This window comes from Streptomyces roseoverticillatus (assembly GCF_000719265.1).
Classification (GTDB): domain Bacteria; phylum Actinomycetota; class Actinomycetes; order Streptomycetales; family Streptomycetaceae; genus Streptomyces; species Streptomyces roseoverticillatus.
In genome coordinates this window covers 201,911-221,889 of record NZ_JOFL01000006.1, presented here as the reverse complement: position 1 = coordinate 221,889, position 19,979 = coordinate 201,911, and the positions used below count along the sequence as shown (strand labels likewise).

Annotated in this window: 12 protein-coding genes; 5 read left to right on the top strand and 7 right to left on the bottom strand. The window is 73.4% G+C overall.

Annotation, left to right across the window (positions count from 1 at the left end; all coding sequences use genetic code 11):
- Positions 1-106 precede the first annotated feature (106 nt).
- A complete protein-coding gene (locus IF61_RS0108410) occupies positions 107-6,034 on the bottom strand; it encodes a beta-ketoacyl synthase N-terminal-like domain-containing protein (RefSeq protein WP_043188420.1) in 5,928 nt (1,975 codons plus the stop codon).
- Positions 6,035-6,492: 458 nt separating this feature from the next.
- On the opposite strand from IF61_RS0108410, the gene IF61_RS0108405 reads away from it, so the two are divergent.
- The 5 genes from IF61_RS0108405 to IF61_RS0108385 all read left to right on the top strand — a co-directional run bounded on the left by IF61_RS0108405 (position 6,493) and on the right by IF61_RS0108385 (position 11,445).
- Positions 6,493-7,188, top strand: coding sequence for a 4'-phosphopantetheinyl transferase superfamily protein (locus IF61_RS0108405; RefSeq protein ID WP_052392514.1), 696 nt, complete (start codon positions 6,493-6,495; stop codon positions 7,186-7,188).
- Positions 7,189-7,304: 116 nt separating this feature from the next.
- The gene (gene ccrA / locus IF61_RS0108400) at positions 7,305-8,543 is read left to right on the top strand and encodes a crotonyl-CoA carboxylase/reductase (RefSeq protein ID WP_030365640.1); all 1,239 of its coding nucleotides are present in this window, start codon (positions 7,305-7,307) and stop codon (positions 8,541-8,543) included.
- Between the two features lie 123 nt (positions 8,544-8,666).
- On the top strand, positions 8,667-9,389 hold the full coding sequence (locus tag IF61_RS0108395; protein ID WP_245684445.1) for a TetR/AcrR family transcriptional regulator: 723 nt from the start codon (positions 8,667-8,669) through the stop codon (positions 9,387-9,389).
- Positions 9,386-11,062: an MFS transporter gene (locus tag IF61_RS0108390; RefSeq protein ID WP_030365638.1), complete on the top strand. Its 1,677-nt coding sequence runs from the start codon at positions 9,386-9,388 to the stop codon at positions 11,060-11,062. The genes IF61_RS0108395 and IF61_RS0108390 overlap by 4 nt, the downstream gene beginning before the upstream one ends.
- Before the next feature lie 50 nt (positions 11,063-11,112).
- Entirely contained in the window at positions 11,113-11,445 is a 333-nt protein-coding gene (locus IF61_RS0108385; protein WP_030365637.1) for a DUF6204 family protein, read from the top strand.
- 76 nt (positions 11,446-11,521) lie between these two features.
- Here the strand turns inward: IF61_RS0108385 and IF61_RS0108380 are convergent, their stop codons facing one another.
- The 6 genes from IF61_RS0108380 to IF61_RS0108355 all read right to left on the bottom strand — a co-directional run bounded on the left by IF61_RS0108380 (position 11,522) and on the right by IF61_RS0108355 (position 19,975).
- Positions 11,522-12,859 (bottom strand): acyltransferase domain-containing protein, encoded by a 1,338-nt coding sequence (locus IF61_RS0108380; protein WP_052392513.1) that lies wholly within the window; start codon positions 12,857-12,859, stop codon positions 11,522-11,524.
- A gap of 43 nt (positions 12,860-12,902) precedes the next feature.
- Positions 12,903-13,862 carry a class I SAM-dependent methyltransferase gene (locus tag IF61_RS0108375; protein ID WP_030365635.1) on the bottom strand — a complete coding sequence of 320 codons (960 nt, stop codon included), beginning with the start codon at positions 13,860-13,862 and terminating at the stop codon, positions 12,903-12,905.
- Positions 13,863-13,893: 31 nt separating this feature from the next.
- A complete protein-coding gene (gene panD / locus IF61_RS0108370; RefSeq protein ID WP_169748810.1) occupies positions 13,894-14,310 on the bottom strand; it encodes an aspartate 1-decarboxylase in 417 nt (138 codons plus the stop codon).
- 14 nt (positions 14,311-14,324) lie between these two features.
- Positions 14,325-15,599 carry a cytochrome P450 family protein gene (locus IF61_RS0108365; RefSeq protein ID WP_030365633.1) on the bottom strand — a complete coding sequence of 425 codons (1,275 nt, stop codon included), beginning with the start codon at positions 15,597-15,599 and terminating at the stop codon, positions 14,325-14,327.
- A gap of 114 nt (positions 15,600-15,713) precedes the next feature.
- Positions 15,714-18,974, bottom strand: coding sequence for an ACP S-malonyltransferase (gene fabD / locus IF61_RS0108360; protein WP_030365632.1), 3,261 nt, complete (start codon positions 18,972-18,974; stop codon positions 15,714-15,716).
- Positions 18,974-19,975 carry a methyltransferase gene (locus IF61_RS0108355; protein ID WP_052392512.1) on the bottom strand — a complete coding sequence of 334 codons (1,002 nt, stop codon included), beginning with the start codon at positions 19,973-19,975 and terminating at the stop codon, positions 18,974-18,976. The genes fabD and IF61_RS0108355 overlap by 1 nt, the downstream gene beginning before the upstream one ends.
- Between the last annotated feature and the right edge of the window lie 4 nt (positions 19,976-19,979).

The following is a 19,979-nucleotide window of genomic DNA, read 5'->3' as shown; positions in this document are numbered from 1 at the left end:
AAGCAGGGCACAGCGAACGGACCGTCGGTCCACGTGTTCTCTCCTGGTGATCGGCGATGCGCGGCGGGGCGTGAAGCGGCCCGGGCGCGCCGGTGACGTGCCGGGGTTACGTGAGGATCAGGTCGAGCCGGGCCGAACGGACCGGTTCCGCGGCCGGGGCGGGCGCGGGGGGCAGCCGCCAGAACCGTCTGCGGTCGTAGGCGGGCGGCGGCAGCGGTGGCCTGCCCGGCTCGCCGGGTGTGCCGGCGCCCAGGACGAGGTGGGCGTTGGTGCCGCCGAAGCCGAAGGCGCTGACGCCGACGCGGCTGCCGGGCGGCAGCTCCGTGACCCCGGTGACGGGGAAGAACGGCGACTCGGCGAACGCGAAGCGCGGGTTGGGCCGCCGGCAGTGCAGGGTCGGCACCAGCAGTCCGTGCCGCAGGATCTGCACGGACTTGATGAAACCGGCGACGCCGGCCGCGCTGAGCAGGTGTCCCATCGTGCTCTTGATGCTGCCGATGCCGCAGTAGCCGCGGTCGTCCGTGTACGTCCGGTGGACGGCCGTCAGCGCCTGGAGCTCAATCGGATCGCCGATCATCGTGCCGGTGCCGTGGGCCTCGACGTACCGGACGGTCCGCGCGTCGATCCCGCCGCGGGCGAGCACGCCGGAGACCAGGGCGCGCTGGGCCGCTCCGTTCGGCGTGGTGTGCCCCATGGTCCTGCCGTCGTTGTTCACGCCCGACGACTCGATCACGGCGAGCACGCGGTCCCCGTCGCGCCGGGCGTCGTCGAGCCGCTTGAGGAGCACCATCCCGGCGCCCTCGCCGGGGACCAGGCCGTCGGCGGACTCGTCGAAGGTGCGGCACCGGCCGCTGGGGGACAGCGCCTTGCCGGCGCTGAGCATCAGGTACGGCTCCTCGTCGAACAGCAGGTCCACGCCCCCGGCCAGGGCCATGGACGTCTCTCCCGACGCCAGGCTCTGCGCCGCCAGGTGAATGCTCACCAGGGACGACGAACAGGCGCTGTCGACCACGAGGTTGGGACCGGTGAGGTCGAGGAAGTGCGAGATGTGCGCGGCGACGAAGTTCTGGTTGACCCCGGCGATGTACTCGCGCTTCGGGGGCTGCAGGTGCGCGCGGTGGTTGCCCGTCCGGGTGCCGACGAAGACGCCCACGGAGCGGCCCCGCAGCTCGTCCTCGCGGTATCCGGCGTCCCGCAGGCACTCCACGGACACCTCCAGCGCCTTGCGCGCCAGCGGGTCCAGGTGCCGGGCCTCCTCGTCGCCGAAACCGAAGAACTCCGGGTCGAAGAGGGCGGCGTCGTCCAGGAACCCGCCCCACCTGCTGGTGCTGCGGCCCGGCCCGCCGTCCGGGCTGTGCAGCGACGCGGCGTCCCAGCGGTCGGCCGGCACCTCGGTGACGGCGTCGCCTCCCGCCAGCAGGACCTCCCACAGCTGCGCGGGGCCGGCGGCGCCCGGCAGGCGGCAGCCCATGCCGATCACGGCGATGGGCACCGGCTTCCCGTCGGGCGCGGGGACCGGCCGCGGCGCGGCGGTGGCTGCGGGGCGCTCGGCGGGCAGGGAGGCGCTGACTGCGGCCGGCGCGCCGAGGGCGGCGGCGAGCCCGCCGAGCGTCGGGTGTTCCTGGAGGAGGCTCGGGTCGACCGGGCGGCCGAGCTCCGCCTCCAGGTCGCGGACGAGTTCGGCCATCAGCAGCGAGTCCACGCCGACGTCGCCGAGCGCGGTCCCGGGACCCAGCAGCGCGGGCTCGACCTTGGTCGTGCGGGCCACCAGGTCGATCAGCCAGTCGAGGTCAGCGGCCGTGCCGGGTCCGCCGTCGGGCTCGGTGCCGGCGCCGCCGACGGGCGGGAGGGCCGGTGCGGAGGCCGGCGGCGCCGGCTGAACCGGGGCGGTGCGCGCCGGCGCCAGGTACAGCTCGTCCGCGGCCACCGACGTGCGCTCCGCCCGGCAGGGCAGCAGCACGGGTTCGCCGGGCACCCGCAGGGCGAGGTCGAGCAGTTCCAGGGCGTCGCCCGCAGCCAGGTCGGGGATGCCGAGCGCAGCGCTCGCGCTCGTCCGGTCGGTTCCCATCCCCACGCCCCGCCACAGCGGCCAGCGCAGGGAGCGCACCGTGCAGCCGGACTCGGCGGCGCGGGCGGCCGCGAAGTCGTCGAGCAGGGTGTTCGCCGCCGCGTAGTCCAGGTAGCCCGCGCCGAGGCGCGGCACGGCCGCGGCCACCGAGGAGAACAGCACCATCAGCCGCGGCGGCCGCGACCCGAAGGCCGACCACAACACCTGCAGGCCGTCGGCCTTGGGCCGCAGCACCCGGGCGACGTCCTCGGCCGTGCGGGAGAGGAACGACGCGGGCGCGTCCATCACGCCCGCGCAGTGGAAGACGGCGTCGAGCGAGCCGGCTTCCTTCCTGGCCCGGCCGATCAGCCGGCGCAGCGAGGTGACGTCGTCGAGGGTGTCGGTGCGCACGGTCAGTGTCACGCCGCGCTCGACCAGGTCGAGCAGCGCCGTGAGCCGGGCGCGCAGCACCGGGTCCGTGGAGGGAGCGGCGGCGAGGGCGGCCCACTGGTTGCGCACCGGCATCCGGGAGCGGCCGACCAGCACGAGGTGCCGGGCGCCGCGGTCGGCCAGATGGGCCGCCAGGCGCAGCCCGATGCCGCCCAGACCGCCGGTGATCAGCACGGCGCCGCTGCCGATGCCGGCGAGCAGGTCGTCACCGGAGGGTGCGGGGGCGAAGACGGCCGCCGGGCGGCGGCGCCGGGCGCCCTCGTAGCGGATCTCGGTCTCCCGGTCGGCCGCCGACGTCTCGGCCGCGACGGCGGCGGCCAGGCCGGCCGCCGTCCCGCCGTCCACGCGGACGGTCCGCCCGTGGACGCCGGGGAACTCGCCGGACAGGGAACGGTAGAAACCGGCGAGCACGGACCGCTCGGCGCCGCTGACGTGCACGCAGCGCAGCCCGGTGCGGGGCAGGTCGGTGAGCACCTGCTGCAGCAGGGCGATGCGCTCGGTGACCAGGGTGCCGGGTGCGGACAGGTCGACCAGGTCGACGACGCCGGTCAGCCCGTTCAGCGCCGGCAGGGGGTCGCCGGGGACGTGCGCGACGCCCCGCTCGGCGAGCACCGTGCGGGCGAGCGCGGGGTCGGTGGTGACCACCAGGAACCGGCCGTCGGGGCCGGTGGCCGGTGCGGGCGCGTCCTCCCAGGCGGTGGTGAGGAATTCGGCGCCGGGAATGGGCGCCGCCCAGTGCCGGTCACGGCTGAACGGGTAGGTCGGCAGGGACACCGGCGGGGCGTCGGGGGTCGTTCCCTGCGCTCCGGTGTCCGGCAGGGGGGTCCCGGCCGGTGGGTTCTCCAGCACCGCGGCGAGTTTCGCGGCCAGTTCGCCGAGGTCGGCCGCCTCGACGGCGACGCGGCACGGCAGGGCCGCGCGGCCCGTCCGCATCGTGCGGGCGATCGATGCCAAGGACGGGGCTTCGGGCGAGCGGACCGCGTCCAGCAGCGCGGCCACGGCTCGCCGCAGGGCCTGCGGCGTACGGGCGGACACGGGGACGGTCACCGGGCCCGTGAGGGCCGGCGGCACGGGCGCTTCCGGCGCCTCTTCCAGGACGACGTGCGCGTTGGTGCCGCCCATCCCGAAGGAGCTGACGCCGGCCCGGCGGGGTCCGCCGCCGGCGGGTGCCTCCCACGCCGTCCGCTCCAGCTGGAGGCGGAGCGGCGTGCCCTCGGTCCTGATCATGCGGTTCGGGCGGCGCACGTTGCGGCCGGCGGGCAGGGTCCGGTGGCGCATGGCCAGGATCACCTTGATCATTCCGGCGATGCCGGCGGCCGCCTCCAGGTGGCCGATGCTGGTCTTGACCGAGCCGACGCCGCAGTGCGGTTCCGCCGGACGCGGGTGGCCCCACCGGTCGTAGAGCCGCTCGAACGCCGTGACCATGCCGGAGATCTCGATCGGGTCGCCCAGGCGCGTGCCGGTGCCGTGCGCCTCGATGTAGCCGACGGTCGCCGGGTCGACGCCCGCCTCGTCGTACGCGGCCACGAGCAGGTCCGCCTGCGCGTCCGGGTTGGGCGCGGTGAACGACCGTGCCCGGCCGCCGTGGTTGACGGCCGCGCCGCGGATCACCGCGTGGACGCGGTCGCCGTCGGCCAGCGCCCGGTCCAGCGGCTTGAGCAGCAGGGCGCCCACGCCCTCGCCCCGGACGTAGCCGTCGGCGTCGTCGTCGAAGGTGTGGCAGCGGCCGCGCGGGCTGAGCACGCCGGTGCGCTGGTAGGCGTTGTGCCGGGCGGGGTCGCACAGGACGTTCACGCCGCCGGCGATCGCCTGGTCGCACTCGCCCGCGCGCAGGGCCGCGACGGCCTGCGCGACGGCCACCAGGGACGACGAGCAGAGGGTGTCGACGGCGACGCTCGGCCCGCGCAGCCCGAGGGCGTAGGAGACCCGGTTGGCCACCAGGGAGGGGGAGACCGCGACGCTCAAGTGGGGCTCGTCGTCGCCGGCGTGCTCGGCGAGCACCGCGGCGTAGTCGGAGTGGCACACGCCCGCGTAGACGCCCGTGCGGGTGCCGGCCAGCGAGGACGGGTCCACGCCGGCGTCCTCGGCCGTCGCCCAGGCGACCTCCAGGAGCAGCCGCTGCTGGGGGTCCATCAGTGCGGCCTCGCGCGGGCTGATGGAGAAGAACTCGTGGTCGAAGCGGCGTATGTCGTCGAGCAGGGCGGCCTTGCCGACCATGCCGGGGTGCGCGGCGGTGTCCCAGCGGTCGGCCGGGATGTCCCGCACGGCGTCCTCGTCCCGGCCCAGCAGGTCCCACAGTCCGGGCACGCTCGGTGCGCCGGGGAACCGGCCCGCCATGCCGATCACGGCGATGGGCGCCCCGGCGCCGGAGGCGGGGGCGGTGGCCGCGGGGGAGGTGGCCGGAGCCCGGTGCTCGCCGCGCACCACCTGTGCCATCGCGGCGACGGTGAACGCCCGGAACATGGTGCCGGGGTCGATCTCCAGCCCGGTCTCCTCACCGAGCCGGACGACGGCCTCCGACAGCGCCAGGCTGTCCAGTCCGTGGTGGCGCAGGTCCTCGTCCGGGGACAGCGAACCGGCGGGCCGGCCGAGCACGTTCTCCATCAGTGCCAGGAGCGTGGCTTCGAGGTCGCCGGGCAGCTGTGCCGTGGGGCGGGGTCCGGCGGGGGCGGGCTCCGTGGACCCGGCTGCGCCGTCGCCCCACAGGGCCGCGAAGGCGTCCGGCCGGGCGAGGGACTTGACGGTGCGGATCCGGGCGAGCGGCCTTCCGTCGCTCTCCCGCAGCAGGAACGACGTCAGCGCCACCCGGTCGTCCGCTTCCGGCCGGCATTCCTCGAGCCGGTAGCGCACGGTCTCGTCGAGGCCGCAGTTGCCGAGGTAGACGATGTCGCGGCTGACGGTGACGGCCTCGGCGGCCCATTCCCCGTCCGGCACGCGCGACTGCGCGAACTTGCGCTCGCCGCGGTCGTTGATGTGCGGGTACGAGGCGAAGTACAGCAGTCCGGCAGCGTTCACGTCCGCGAACGGATTGAGTTCGTACGTGTCGCTGTACAGCTCCGCGCCGTCGGGGGCCGCCCCGAGCTGCGCACGGAACCCGCGGTGGAATTCGATGAGTTCGGCGCCGGGCCCGGCCACCGGTGCGCGGCCCTCTCCCTGCGGCGTGCCGGGGGTGAGCCAGTTGCCGGCACCGCGGCGGACGAAGGCCGTGAGCAGCCGGACGCCCACGCTCGCCGTCGCCGTGCAAAAGCGGACGTCACTGGCGAAGGTCTGCTCGTCGATCCTGGTCAGCGTGCCACTCAGCGTTCCCTCGTCGTGCTCGGCGAAGGCGCGCAGGGAGTCGGCCGCGGTGATCCGGGCGCGGACGAAGGCGGGCAGCAGCCGGTTGCCGTCCGCGTCGGCGAGTTCGGCGACGGGCAGTCCGAAGTGCTCCCCGATGAGGGACCAGTGGAGGTCACCGGCCTCGCGCAACAGCCAGTTCTCGGACAGGCCGCCGATGGCGAGCGCGGGCAGGCCGAGAACTACCGGACGGCTCAGCACGCGGTTGCGCAAGCGAATCGGACGACAGGCACAGAAACCCGGGCGGCACAAACCGACCCAGGCCATGGCAAACGGCAATACCCCAACATCACATCCCCCTTGTGACGCATTGCTCTGAAGGCCGTGCGAGGGCGCGGCGATCCGCCGGCGCGATGGCGGGCCTTCAGCAGAACTGTCGGTCACGCGATGTCCGAACCCGCTGGTCCGAGGCTGGAATACACGCTTCGACAAGACGCATCCTGGCCGATCATGAACGTTTCTGCAAGAGTTAGGCTTCAGTCATGACAGGTAATCAGGAGTCGGGTTCGTCCCTGAACAGTCTGATACGGACACGCCGCCCGGCAGGGCGGCTCACCGCGGACCCTCCTCCTGCCCCCGGATCCGCACCTGGCCGGAACACGGCTGTTCCCGGTACCGGAACCAGCCTTCTGGAAGGGCTACTTCCGGATGTCACCGTCGTGGAACTCTTCGCGGATCCCCCGGACGCCCACCTGTACCCCGAGGAGGCCGGCCTCGTGGCGCGCGCGGTCGGCAAACGCCGCAGCGAGTTCGCGACCGTCCGGCTGTGCGCGCGCACGGCGCTGGCCGGGCTCGGAGTGGCCCCCGGGCCGATTCTGCGCGGCCCCGGCGGCGCCCCCGTCTGGCCCGAAGGGATCGTGGGCAGCATGACCCACTGCGACGGATACCGCGCTGCGGCGGTCGCCCGGAACACGGCGGTCGCCTCGGTCGGGATCGATGCCGAGCCCCACGCTCCACTGCCCGCGGGCATCGAGAAGCTGGTGGCGCTGCCGGAGGAGCGGCGCGTCCTGGACCGGCTCACCCGGTCCCATCCGGCCGTGCACTGGGACCGGTTGCTCTTCAGCGCCAAGGAGAGCACGTACAAGACGTGGTTCCCGCTCACCGGCCTGTGGCTGGATTTCGGCGACTGCGTCATCATCCCCGACCCGGAGAACGGCACCTTCGACTGCTCGCTGAACGTGCCCGGTCCGGTGGTCGGCGGGCGCCGGATCGACGGCTTCACCGGGCAGTGGCGTACCGTCACCCGTGACGGCGCCTCATTCGTGGCCACCGCCATCACGGTGCCCGCACCCGGCATCCCCCGCCCCGCCGCATCCGGCCGGCACGCGGCGACGCCGCCCGGCCCGGCCCGGTAGACCACGATCGCGCCGCAGGACCGGCGGCCGGGCCCGGCCGTCCCATGAACCGCTCGGTGCGCCGGCCGCGCACCGACCGCGCCATCCGTACACCTCCCAACTTCCGAGGGGTTCGCATGCAGGACATCGTCAGTGCCATCGTGAGCGGGGACGCGGCGCCGGAGGACTTCGCCGCACTCGCCCTCCCCGCGTCCTACCGGGCCGTCACCCTGCACAAGAGCGAGACGGACCTGTTCACCGGGCTCGCCGGCCGGGACAAGGACCCGCGTAAGTCCGTGCACCTCGACGAGGTGCCGGTGCCCGAACTCGGCCCGGGCGAGGCCCTGGTCGCCGTGATGGCCAGCTCCGTGAACTACAACACCGTCTGGTCGTCGGTCTTCGAACCGCTGCCGACCTTCGACTTCCTCACCCGGTACGGAGCCCGGTCGCCGCTCGCCCGGCGGCACGACCTGCCGTACCACGTCATAGGCTCCGACCTCGCGAGCGTCGTCCTGCGCACCGGGCCGGGCGTCAACGCCTGGAAGCCCGGCGACGAGGTCGTCGCGCACTGCCTGTCGGTGGAGCTGGAGTCACCGGACGGACACGGCGACACGATGCTCGACCCCGAGCAGCGCATCTGGGGCTACGAGACCAACTTCGGCGGCCTCGCCGATCTGGCCCTGGTCCGGGCCAACCAGCTGATGCCCAAACCGGCCCACCTCACCTGGGAGGAGGCCGGCACCCCGGGGCTGGTCGCCTCCACGGCGTACCGCCAGCTGGTGTCCCGCAACGGCGCGGGGATGAAGCAGGGCGACAACGTCCTGATCTGGGGCGCGTCCGGCGGAGTGGGTGCGTTCGCAACCCAGTTCGCGCTGGCGGGCGGGGCGAACCCCGTCTGCGTCGTCTCCAGCGAGAAGAAGGCGGAGATCTGCCGCGCCATGGGCGCCGAGGCGGTCATCGACCGTTCCGCCGAGGGCTACAAGTTCTGGAAGGACGAGCACGAGCAGGACCCGCGCGAGTGGAAGCGCTTCGGCAAGCGCATCCGCGAGCTGACCGGCGGCGAGGACGTCGACAACCGCTACCTGTGGATGTCGCTGAAGCGCATCGTGGGCTCGCACTTCGCCAACTACCGCGAGGCGTGGGAGGCCAACCGCCTCATCGCCAAGGGCAGGATCCACCCCACGCTCTCGCGGACCTACGCGCTGGAGGAGACGGGACAGGCCCTGTACGACGTGCACCGCAATCTGCACCTGGGCAAGGTCGGGGTCCTCGCCCTGGCCCCGCGGGAGGGACTCGGCGTGCGCGACCGCGAGTTGCGCGAGAAGCACCTGACGGCCATCAACCGCTTCCGGGTCCCGGTGCCGCCGGCCGGCTGACCCCGCCGCCGCGGGCCCCTCTCCTCCAAGGGCCGCCACCGACCCTCCGGGCACGGTGGCGGCCCTTCGCCGTGCCGTCGGCGGTCCGAGGCCTTTTGACGCCACTTCAGATACAGGACCGTATTGGGATACAGTCTCGTATCCCAGCGGCTCGCCAGGGAGGCGATCACCATCACCAAACGGCTCACCCGGCAGCAGAGCCGGGAACTCACCCGCGAGCAGCTCCTGCGGTCGGCGGGCGAACTCTTCGCCGGACAAGGGGTGAACGGCACGTCGGTCGAGCAGATCGTGGAGCGCGCCGGCTACACCCGCGGCGCGTTCTACGGCAACTTCAAGGGCAAGCACGAGCTCGTCCTGGCCCTGCTCGAACAGCGGACCCGCCACGAGCTGGAGGAAGTCCAGGCGATGAGCCGCCGGGCGGGGTCCTACGACGAGATGATCGAGCACCTGCGCTCCTGGCACGTCGAGCGCGACCGGAACCTCGCCGGCTGGCTCGCCCTGCGCACCGAACTGTGGCTCTACGGCCTGCGGGACAGCCCGGAGCTGCTGCCGGTGCTGGCGGATCTCGAGCGCCGCTCCCGGACGGCCCTGGCCCAGGGGCTGGCGCAGGGCTTCGCCGCGCGCGGCGTGACCACTCCGGCCCCCGTGGAGCTGCTGGCCCTCATCGTGCACGCCCTGGACGACGGCCTGTCCATCCAGCGCGTGCTCTCCCCCGCCGACAGCAGCACGGACACGGTCGTGGACGTGGTGGAGCTCCTGATGCGGTCCTGGACCGCCCTCGCCGGCACCGGCCCTGCGCAGCCGTCCGACACGCAACCAACTGAAAACCTGGAGAAGAATCCATGAACAAGGCAGGGCAGACGGAGCAGCCGACCGCCCCCGAAACGCCCTTACTGCCCGACGCGCCCGAGCCCGACCCGAAGCGGTGGCTCGCGCTGACCGTCCTGCTGGTCGCCACCTTCATGGACCTGCTCGACTCCAACATCATCACCGTGGCGATCCCGAGCATCCAGCGCGATCTGGGCGCCTCGGCCGTCGCCGTCCAGGCGATGACGGCCGGTTACACGCTGAGCTTCGCGGTCCTCCTGATCACCGGCGGCCGGCTCGGCGACATCTTCGGCCGCAAGCGGATGTTCCTCACCGGCGTCGCCGGGTTCGTGCTCTCGTCGGCCCTGTGCGCCGCCGCGCAGAACACCGAGATGCTGGTCGCCTCCCGGGCGCTGCAGGGCCTGACCGCCGGGATCATGGTGCCCCAGGTCCTGGCGCTCATCCACGTCTCCTTCGCTCCCCAGGAGATCGGGCGCGTCGTCAGCCTGTACGCGAGCATGATCGGCCTGGCCGTCGTCTCGGGTCCGGTCGTCGGCGGCGCCCTCGTCGAGTGGAGCCCGCTGGACCTCGGCTGGCGGAGCATCTTCGTGGTCAACCTCCCGATCGGCGTGGCGGCCCTGGCCGGTGCGGGGAAGTGGATGCGGGAGTCGAGGTCCCCGCACGCCCAGCGGCTGGACATCGTCGGCATGCTGCTGGCCATCGTGGGGCTGCTGCTCCTGATGCTGCCCCTGACACTCGGGCGCGAGCTCGGCTGGCCGGTCTGGAGCATCGTCGCGCTCGTCGCCGCGCTGCCCGTCATCGCGCTGTTCGTGGTGCACCAGCGCCTCAAGACCCGCAAGGACGGTTCGCCCCTGGTGAGCCTGTCCCTGTTCAAGGTCCGCGCCTTCAGCGCCGGCATCGGCGTGCAGCTGCTCTTCAGCGCCGTACCCGCGGGCTTCTTCCTCAGCTGGACGCTCTACCTGCAGGGCGGCCTCGGCTGGACCGCGCTGCACACCGGCCTGACCGCCATCCCGTTCTCGGTGTGCGTCCCGCTCGTCGGCGGCCTCGCCGTGCGCAAGCTCTCCCCGCTCTACGGCCGGTACTGCCTGGTGGCGGGCGCGCTGAGCATGCTGGCGGGCATCGCCTCGTACGCCTGGGCGGCCGACCGGCTGGGCGCGGACATCACCTCGTGGCACGCCGTCCCGTCCATGATCCTGCTCGGTTCCGGCATGGGCCTGCTGATGCCCCCGCTGACCGCGCTGGTCCTCAGGGAGGTCAAGCCGCAGGAGGCGGGCGCCGCGTCCGGCATCATCAACGCGACCGGTCAGCTCGGTGCCGCGCTGGGCGTTGCGATCATCGGCGGCATCTTCTTCTCCGCCCTGGCCGGCAACGCGGGCCCCCAGGCCGACCGGGTCCTGCCGGCTCACCGGACGGTGGCGGCCCGGCAGGCCGCGGAGGTCAAGGACTGCGCGACCGACTCGCTCGGCCAGGACGACCTGACGAAGGTGCCGCGCAGCTGTGCCGCGCTCGCCGGGAAGAGCGACCCCGAGAGCATGAGCGCGATCGGCAGCGCGCTCGGCGAGATCCGCACCAAGACGTTCGTCGCCACGTACAGCGACACCCTGTACTGGGCTGCCGCCGGTCTCGTACCGGTCGCCGGCCTGCTGTTCCTCCTGCCCCACCACCGGGTGCGGCGGGGGGAGACGGCCTGAGCCGCGCCACCGGCAGCCCCCGACACCGCACGCATCTGGAGACACCTGATATGAGCAGCACGACCTTCCAGGTCCTCACCAAGGGCAAGTTCGCACAGCTGACCGATGAGCAGCGCGTTGCGCTGCAGGCCGTCGCGAGTCAGCACGACGTGTTCAGCGCCCGGTTCACCGAGGAGGGCACCGTTACCTACGAGCGGGCGCTCAACGGATTCACCTTCCGCGTGCTGATCCCCGCCGACGAGAAGGAGCCCGAGGACGTCGTGCACGCGATGGCCGAGGAACTGTGCACCGCCGCCGTCCGCCGCCTCGGGGCCGACTGCCGCGACCTGCAGTCGGTGTCGACCGACCGGGCCAGCATAAAGATCAACCGCAAGGGCCGCTGACGCCCGGAAGACCCGGGAAGCCCGGAAGGCCGTGGGCCCGAGTCCGTAACGACTCGGGCCCACGGCCTTCCCGCTGTTACGCCGCCGCTTCGGCCGGTACGGGCCTGGGCAGCCGCGCGGCGTCCAGCACGGCCGCCTGGTACGGGGTCAGGCCGGTCGCCCGCCCGCCCGGGAACAGCGCCGGCCAGTCCGGCTCCCGGCCACAGGCGTAGAGCGCGCCGAGCGAGGAGAGCACCGAGCGGCGCTCCTCCCCCCGCCTGCCGGAGGGCAGCAGCCGGCCCTGCCGCTCGCCGTGTTCGAGCGTCTGCCGTACGGGGCTGAGCAGCACGGGGTGCGTGCTGATCTCGACGAACACCTCGTGCCCCGCGGCGAACAGGTTCTCCACCGCGGCGGCGAACCGCACCGGCTCGCGGAGGTTGCGCATCCAGTACCCGGCGCCGAGTTCGGTGCCGGGCACCGGCCCGGCCGTCACGGTCGAGTACATCGGCACCCGGGTGGGCGCGGGTTCCAGCGACTCCAGGGCGGTGCCGAGGTCCTCGCGCAGTTCGTCGACGTAGCGGCTGTGCGAGGCGACCGTGCTCTTGATCACCCGGCAGTAGACGTCCCGCCCTTCCAGCTCCGCGACGAGCGCGGCGAGCGAACGGTCGTCACCGGCCAGGACGGTGGACCGGGGGCTGTTCTCCCCGGCCACGCTGATCGCGCCGCCGCTGGCCGCGGCGACCGCCTGCGCCTCGGCTGGCGAGAGTTCCGTCGCGGCCAGCGCTCCCTTGCCGGCGATCCGGCGCAGGAGTGCGCTGCGCCGGCAGGCGATCATCATGGCCTCGCGCAGGGTCAGCGCACCGGCGGTGTGCGCGGCGGCGATCTCCCCCATGCTGTGCCCGACCACCGCGTCCGGCGTCACGCCCCAGCTCCGCCACAGGGCGGTCAGGGCGAACTGCAGGGACACCACCGTCGGTTGCAGGACGTCCAAGTCGCCGAGCCGGGTCTCCTCGGCGGGCAGCCGCAGCTGCTCGATCGCGGAGAAGCCCGCGAACTCGCGGACCAGCTCGTCGCAGCGGTGCAGCATGTCGCGGAACACCGGCTCGGTGGCGAGCAGTTCGCGGCCCATCCCGTGCCACTGGGCGCCCTGTCCGGCGAAGACGAACACGAGCCGGGGCCGCCGGGTCGCGAGCTCCGCCGGGATGCGTTCCGTCTCGCCCGCGCACACCTCCTCGAGCTGTTGCTCCAGATCGGCGTACGACTCGACGGCGAGCGCGGCGCGGTGCGGGCCGGCCGTGCCCGTCGCGGCGTCGTGACAGTACCGGGCCAGCGGCGGCAGGGACCGCCCGGCCCGGATCCGGTCCAGGTGCGCGTACAGGACGGCGGTGAGGAGGTCCTCGCTGCCGGCGGCGACGGCGAACAGCTGGACGCTCACGGCTCCCCCTTCCAATCTGATCGGCTGGGCGCGGGGCGGCCGGTCATCGGCGGACGGCGATCTGGTGGCGGTAGCTCTCCATCGGCAGCCCGCTCATCCACGGCACGATGCCCAGCTTGCTGAGCACCTTGATCGAGGAAGGGGGCTGATAGCCGGCGAACATGCCGCCGAACATGAGGATCTGGCTGTGCGCGACGACCTGCCGCATCAGCGGGTTCATCCGCTGCTTGCCGAGCATGGTGCGGAAGTGACTGTTCGGTGCCATCCGGCGGCGCACGGCCGCGCGGACCCGGTCCGAGATGTCGTTGTCGGCGATCCAGTCCAGGCCCTCGGTCTCCTCGGCCGCCTGCCGCATGGTCGCGGTGCGCTGCCGGGTGTAGACGTCGATGTGGCTCAGGTGGCCGCCGGGGCGCAGCACGCGCGCGGCCTCGCGCAGGAACTTGCCGAGGTCGGGGTAGGTGTGCGAGCTCTCGATGTTGACGAGCACGTCCACCGAGCCGTCCTCGAACGGCAGGTCCTCCGCGTCGCCGTGGACGAAGCGCAGCGCGTCGCCCCGGGACAGCGTGGCCGTCGCCCGGGCGACGGCCTTCGGCGACAGGTCCAGGCCGGTCATCCGCGCGCCGGGGGCGACGCGGGAGAGGAAGTTCAGGCCTTCTCCCATGCCGCAGCCGACCTCCAGGACCTCCTTGCCCGCGTAGTCGTCCAGGCCGATCGGGAGGTCCCGCAGGGCGAGGAAGTAGAGCTGCTCGCTGAAGCCGTCGGTCCACGGCGCGCCGAATCCGGGCACGCGGGCACGGATCTCCTCGGCGAGGTCCGCGTCGAACATGCCCCAGTTCCACAGGTCGCCCTTGCCGGACAGCGTGGCGGCCATGTCGTAGATGGTGGCGCTGGCCGACTTCATGCCGGCGGACTTCGCGCTGGTGCTGGGGGCGCCGGAGTCGTCGAGGTTGATGTCCGCGAGGCCGCTGGTGAAGGCGGCCATGACGTCAGGTGTGGAACTCATGTGCGGTCTCCGATGAGTGGGGCGGGAGCGGTCACGCGCCGAGGGTGTCGCCGCGCACCAGGCCGTAGCCGTCGGGCACGCCGGCGGGGTCCGAGCCGGTGCTGACGGGCCGGTTGTCCGCGTCGACGAAGACGACGCTGGGCTCGTACGACCGGGCGTGCTCCTCGGTCATGGAGGCGTAGGAGATGATGATGACGAGGTCGCCGGGGCTGACGAGCCGGGCGGCGGCGCCGTTGATGCCGATGATCCCGCTGCCGGCCTCGCCCTCGATGACGTAGGTGCTGAGCCGGGCGCCGTTGTCGATGTCGACGATGTCGACCTTCTCCCCCGGCAGCAGGTTCGCGGCGGCCATCAGGGTGGCGTCGATGGTGACGGACCCGACGTAGTGCAGGTCCGCCTGGGTCACCGTGGCCCGGTGGATCTTGGACTTGAACATCTCTCGGTACAGCATGTTCTCTCCGTTCACCCGGTCACGGGGCAACTCGTGGGCACCGGCGACAGGCGCACCGGGAGCCGCTGCATGGAGAGCAGGTAGCGCGGCGCGATCTCCGCCGGTTCGGCCGCCAGCTCCAGGTCGGGGAAGCGCTCGAACAGGGCGTTCAGCGCGACCTCTCCCTCGATCAGGGCGAGGCTGGCGCCCAGGCAGTAGTGCGCGCCGCGGCCGAAGCCCAGGTGGGGGTTGTGCTCGCGGGTGAGGTCCAGCCGCTCCGGCTGGTCGAACTCGCCGGGGTCGCGGTTGGCCGCGGCGAGCACGACCTGGATGGCCTCGCCGGGCTGCACCGTCACCCCGCCGATCTCGACGGGCTCGGTGGCGAAGCGCCGGAAGGTGTGCTTCACCGGTGCGGTGTGGCGCACGAGTTCGGCGACCGCCCGGCCGGCGACGGACGGGTCGTCCTTCAGCAACTGCAGCTGGTCGGGGTGCTGGAGCAGGGTGAACACGCCGAGCGCGATGAGGTTGCGGACGGTCTCGTGACCGGCCTGGACGAGGACCATGGCCAGGGCCACCAGCTCGTCGTCGGTCAGCCGCTCGCTGTCCTGCTCGTGGATCTGCACGAGCTCGGAGATGAGGTCGTCCCGGGGCTCGGCCTGGCGGGCCTCGATCAGCTCCCTGGTCACCCGGGCCATGCCGCGCACCGCCGGGGCGAACTGCTCGGGGTTCGGGCGCAGGGCCGCTGCCAGGGTCTCGCTCCACTCGCGCCACTGCTCGCGGTAGTCCTCGTCGACGCCGAGCAGCTCGCAGATGACGATGATGGCCAGCGGGTGCGCGTAGTCGGCGATCAGGTCGGGCTCGGGCTTGGCGGCGAGGTCGTCCAGCAGGCGGTGGGCCACGCGGTTGATCGCAGGGGTGAGCGTCTGCATCCGCCGGGCGGACAGGGCGCGCGTGACGAGCCGCCGCACGCGCATGTGGTCGTCGCCGTCCATGGTCAGCAGCGTAGAGTCGAACATGTCGACGATGTCTTCGGGAATGCCCCGGCTGAGCATGGACTCCCGGTGGGAGTCGCCCGGCGGGCGGCTGCGCAGCGTCGGCTCGCTCAGCACCTTCCTGACGTCCTGGTAGCCGGTGGCCACCCAGATGGGGCTGCCGTCGGCGAACTTCCCCGGGCAGACCGGCCGGGGGCCGCCCAGCCACCGCTCGCCCGCCGCCGGGTCGGTGATGAACGCCGGGTCGGACAGGTCGAACTCACTGGCTGAGGTGCCGGGTTCGGTGGAGGGCTCCGGAGCGGAGGTTTCGGTCATTCGGTCGGCCTCGCTTCTTGCTCGTGTGTTTCGTTTCGTGCTCGGTGTCGCTTCGCGCCCGGCTCGGGCCCCTGCCCGGCACACGGGCGGCCTCGCCCGGTGCCGGGCCGCGGTTCAGGCCGCCGGGCCGGCGACTGCGGCGGCCTCGGTCATCAGGCGGTCGGCCAGTTCGTCGGCGTGCCGGTCCCGCCACGCGTGCAGCGGCGTCCCGGCCAGCCAGCGGTTGCACGCCCCCAGTGCCGGTCCGCAGGGGACCTGGTAGTCGGCGACGCGGCCGGGGGTGCCGTCGATCGCCCAGGTGCTCGCCTGCGCGCAGTACCAGCGGAAGACCAGCGCCATGCGCCGCTTGGGGTCGAGCCCGTGTTCGGCGGTGCGGCCGAGGCGTGCCCAGACCTCGTCGAACGGGGCGCCGAGGTAATCGCGCTCCACCTTGGAACGCACCGCGGCGGGCACCGCCTCCCAGGCGTCGTAGTTGCGCCACAGGTCGTGCAGCTTGCCCGCGCGGGCGTGGAAGAGCACCCCCTTGCGCAGCACGCGCGCCCGCCCGCCCAGCTCGAACAGGTCCCCGTAGGGCGCGAACGCGGTGTCGTGCACGTCGGCGTCCTGGAGCAGGTCCTTGGCCGCGGCGCTCATCCCGCTCTCGGCCGTGCACAGGTTGACGGAGCCGGTGAGGACGAAGTCGGCGCCCAGCACGAAGGAGGCCGCGGCCGACTCGGGGGTGCCGATCCCGCCGCCGGCACCGATGCGCACGGCCTCGGCGACGCCGCCCAGCTCGGCGCGCAGCCGGCGCAGCGCGGGCAGCAGCGCCCAGAGGGTCGCCAGGTCGGAGTGGTCGCCCGCGTCGCCGACCGCGCAGACGTCGTCCGCCAGCGCGACGCGCTGCCCGGCCTCCGCCTCCTCGGCGGTCAGCAGCCCCTCGGCCACCAGCCGTTGCGTCAGCGCGGCGGGCGGCGGGGACAGGAACAGGCGGGCGGCGTCCGGCCGGGTGACCTTCGCCAGCAGCTTACGGGGGACGTGCACGGTGCCGTCCGGAAGCACCCGGGCACCGGTCAGGCGGTGGCGTACGAGTGCGGGCGTCACCTCGACGTGGGTGGCGGCCTCCACGAACCGGACGTCGTGCCGGATCAGCACGTCCACCAGGGCGTCCTCGGCGCGCGGGTCGAAGGGGTCATGGGTGACGTTGACCCCGAACGGCGCTCCGGCGGGGACGCGTTCGCGGATCCGCTGCACGGCCGCCGCCGTCTCGGCGGGGGCGAGCCCCGAGGCGCCGAAGTAGGACAGCAGGCCGGCCCGGGCCATCCGGGCGACCAGGCCGACCGAGCTGACGCCGCGGCGCATCCCGCCCGCGGCGTAGGCGAGGCGTACGCCGTAGTCCCGCCGGAAGGCCTCCGAGCCCAGCGACGGCGCGACCGGGCGGCTGCGCGCGGGTTCGGCACGGACCGGCGCCGGCGGGACCGGGGCCGCGGGCACGGTGGTCTCCGCCGCGGGGATCGGGGTCGCCTCGGTGCGGATCCGGTCGACGAGCTTCGTCAGCACCTGACCCGGGCCGAGCTCCCGCACCCGCAGGTCGCCCAGCCCCATCAGGAGCCGGACGCTGTCCGTCCAGCGCACCGGCGAGGCGATCTGGCGGCGCAGGGTGGCGGCCACCTCACCCGCCTCGTAGGGCCTGGCGTGGACGTTGCTGATCACCGGGATCTTCGGTGCCGCGAAGGGGGTGCGCTCCAGCAGCCGGCCGAACTCCTCGGCGGCCGCCGCCATGTACCTGCTGTGGAACGGGGCGCTGACGTTGAGGGGCGCGCAGCGGGCTCCGGCCTCCTTCAGCAGGGGCAGGGCGCGGCCCACCGCCTCCGCGGGACCGGCGATCACCGTCTGGCTGGGCGCGTTGTAGTTGGCGATGTCGATCTCGTCGAGGCCGCCGTCCCGCAGGACCCGCTCGACGAGCGCGGCGTCGACCGCCGAGACGGCGGCCATCGTGCCGCCCGTGACCTGTCCCATGAGCCGGCCTCGCTCGGCGACCAGGCGCAGCCCGGTCTCGAAGTCGAAGACGCCGGCGGCGAACAGCGCGGCGAACTCGCCCAGGCTGTGGCCGAGGACGTAGTCCGGCAGCCGCCCGCCCTCTCCGACGGCCGCCAGCCAGGTGAGGGCGTCGACGGCGTACAGCGCGGGCTGGGTGTAGCGGGTGTCGCGCAGGTTCCGGCCGGGGTCCTCCAGGCACAGCTCGCGGAGGGAGTAGCCGAGCACGGCGTCGGCGCGGGCGACGAGGCCGGGGAAGCGGTCGAAGACCTCCCGGCCCATCCCCTTGGCCTGGGCGCCCTGCCCGGGGAAGACGTAGACGTCGAGGGTCTTCCCGCCGGCGGCGGTCCGGTCCTGCGTCGCCACGGGGGTGCTCATGGGCTTCACCTCGGTTCGTGGTGCGGGGGCGGCGAGGAGCGGGCGCGCGTCGAGCACGGCCCGGTACAGCACCTCGTCGCGGGCGTACGGGGACAGCAGCGGCAGCACGCGGGACGTGCTGCCGGCCGGCAGGGCGGCCCGCACCAGATTGGCCATGGACCCGGACGGGCCCAGGTCGAGGAAGAGCAGGTCGTCCCGCTCCAGGAGCGGGGCGAGGGCCTTGGTCAGGTCGAAGGGGTCCCTCAGCACCCGCCACAGGTGGGCCGGGTCGGGGAGGTGCACGGTCGCGCCGGTGGTGCCGGAGATCAGCGGGACGGTGGCGGGCTTGGTGGCCAGTCCGCCGATCAGGTCCTTGAAGGCGCCTTCCACCGGGTCCATCAGGGGCGAGTGGAAGGGGAACAGGACGGGCAGCCGCTGGCAGAGGACGCCGGTCGCGACGAGGTGCCGTTCGATCCGGTCCAGGTCGCCGGCCGTGCCCGCCAGGACGAAGTTCTCCGGCGAGTTGACGGCGGCCACGTGGGCCGCAGCCAGGACCGGGTCGCGCCTGGCCAGCCCCACGTCGGCGAGGACGGCGAGCATGCCCCCGCGGGGGCACTCGGCCTCGAACAGCTCGGTCTGGCGCAGCAGGGACCGCAGGCAGTCGCCGGGATCGAAGACCCCCGCGACCGCCGCCGCGGCCACCTCGCCCAGGCTGGCGCCGAGCACCGCACCGGGTGCGAACCCGTGCGACCTCAGCATCTGTGCCAGGGCGTACTCGACCATGAAGATCGCCGGCTGGGTGAGCGCGAACCGCGTCATCGGGCGCTCGGGGCCGTGTCCGTCCGCGTGGATCGCCTCGACCACCGAGTCGCCGCGCACCTCGCGGACGACCGCGTCGAGGGAGTCGAGGGTCTCGCGGAAGACGGGGTCCGCCCCGTGGAGCCACCTGCCCATCCCGTGGTACTGCGAGCCCTGGCCCGCGAACAGGAAGACGGGCGTGAGCATCAGGCGGCGCGCAGGGAGGCTTCGAGGACCTTGTGGCCGGTGGGCAGCTGCGCCACGGACTCCACCGTGAAGCCGGCCTCCTCCAGGGCGCGGCGCATGGCCGGCTCGTCCAGGCCGAGGGTGCCCTCGTCGCAGGCCACGGCCTGGAACATGGCCCGCCAGCCGTCGATGTCGTTCTCGACCAGCGGCTCCACCACGAGCAGCCGGGCGCCCTCGGCGCTGCCGGCCATGGCGGTGGCGACGGTGCTCAGGATGCGGACGCAGTTGTCGTACGTCCAGTCGTGCAGCACGTTCTTCAGCAGGTAGCGGTCGGCGCCCGGGGGCACCTCCGCGAAGAAGTCGCTCGGCGTGAAGGTGATCCGCGTAAGGACCGCCTCGTCCGCGACCCGGCCCAGGCCCTCGCGGCCCCGGGCGCAGACGCTGGCGCGGTCCGCCACGGTGCCCCGGGCGCCCGGGTGGGCGGCCAGGATGCCGGGCAGCAGGCCGCCGCTGCCGCCGCCGACGTCGACGATGCTCTTCACACCGCTGAAGTCGTGCTTCTCGACGAGGCAGTGGGCGACCGGCGTCGCCAGGTCGACCATGCCCTTGTCGAAGAGCTCGGCCGTCTCGGAGTCGTTCTCCAGGTAGGCGTAGAGCGACTGCCCGAAGACCTCCTGGAAGCCGGAGCGGCCGGTCTTGACGGTGTGCATCAGGCCGGCGAACGCGTCGTCGTACAGCTCGGCGGCGAGGATGGCGAAGTGGCGCTGGGTGAAGGGGTGGTCCGCGCGCAGCGGGGCGTAGGCCTCGGACAGGCGGAACTTCTCGCCGTCCCGTTCGAGCACGCCCGGCACGGTGAGCATCTGCAGCAGGCGGTACAGCACCTCGGGGTCGGTGTCGGTGCGCTCGGCCAGCTCAGCCGGCGTCATCGCACCGCCGTCGAGGATGTCCGCTATCTCCAGCCTGGCGGCGACCGCCAGGGCCCGCGCGAACCAGCCGCTGACGGCCAGCTTGAGGATTTCCATGGAT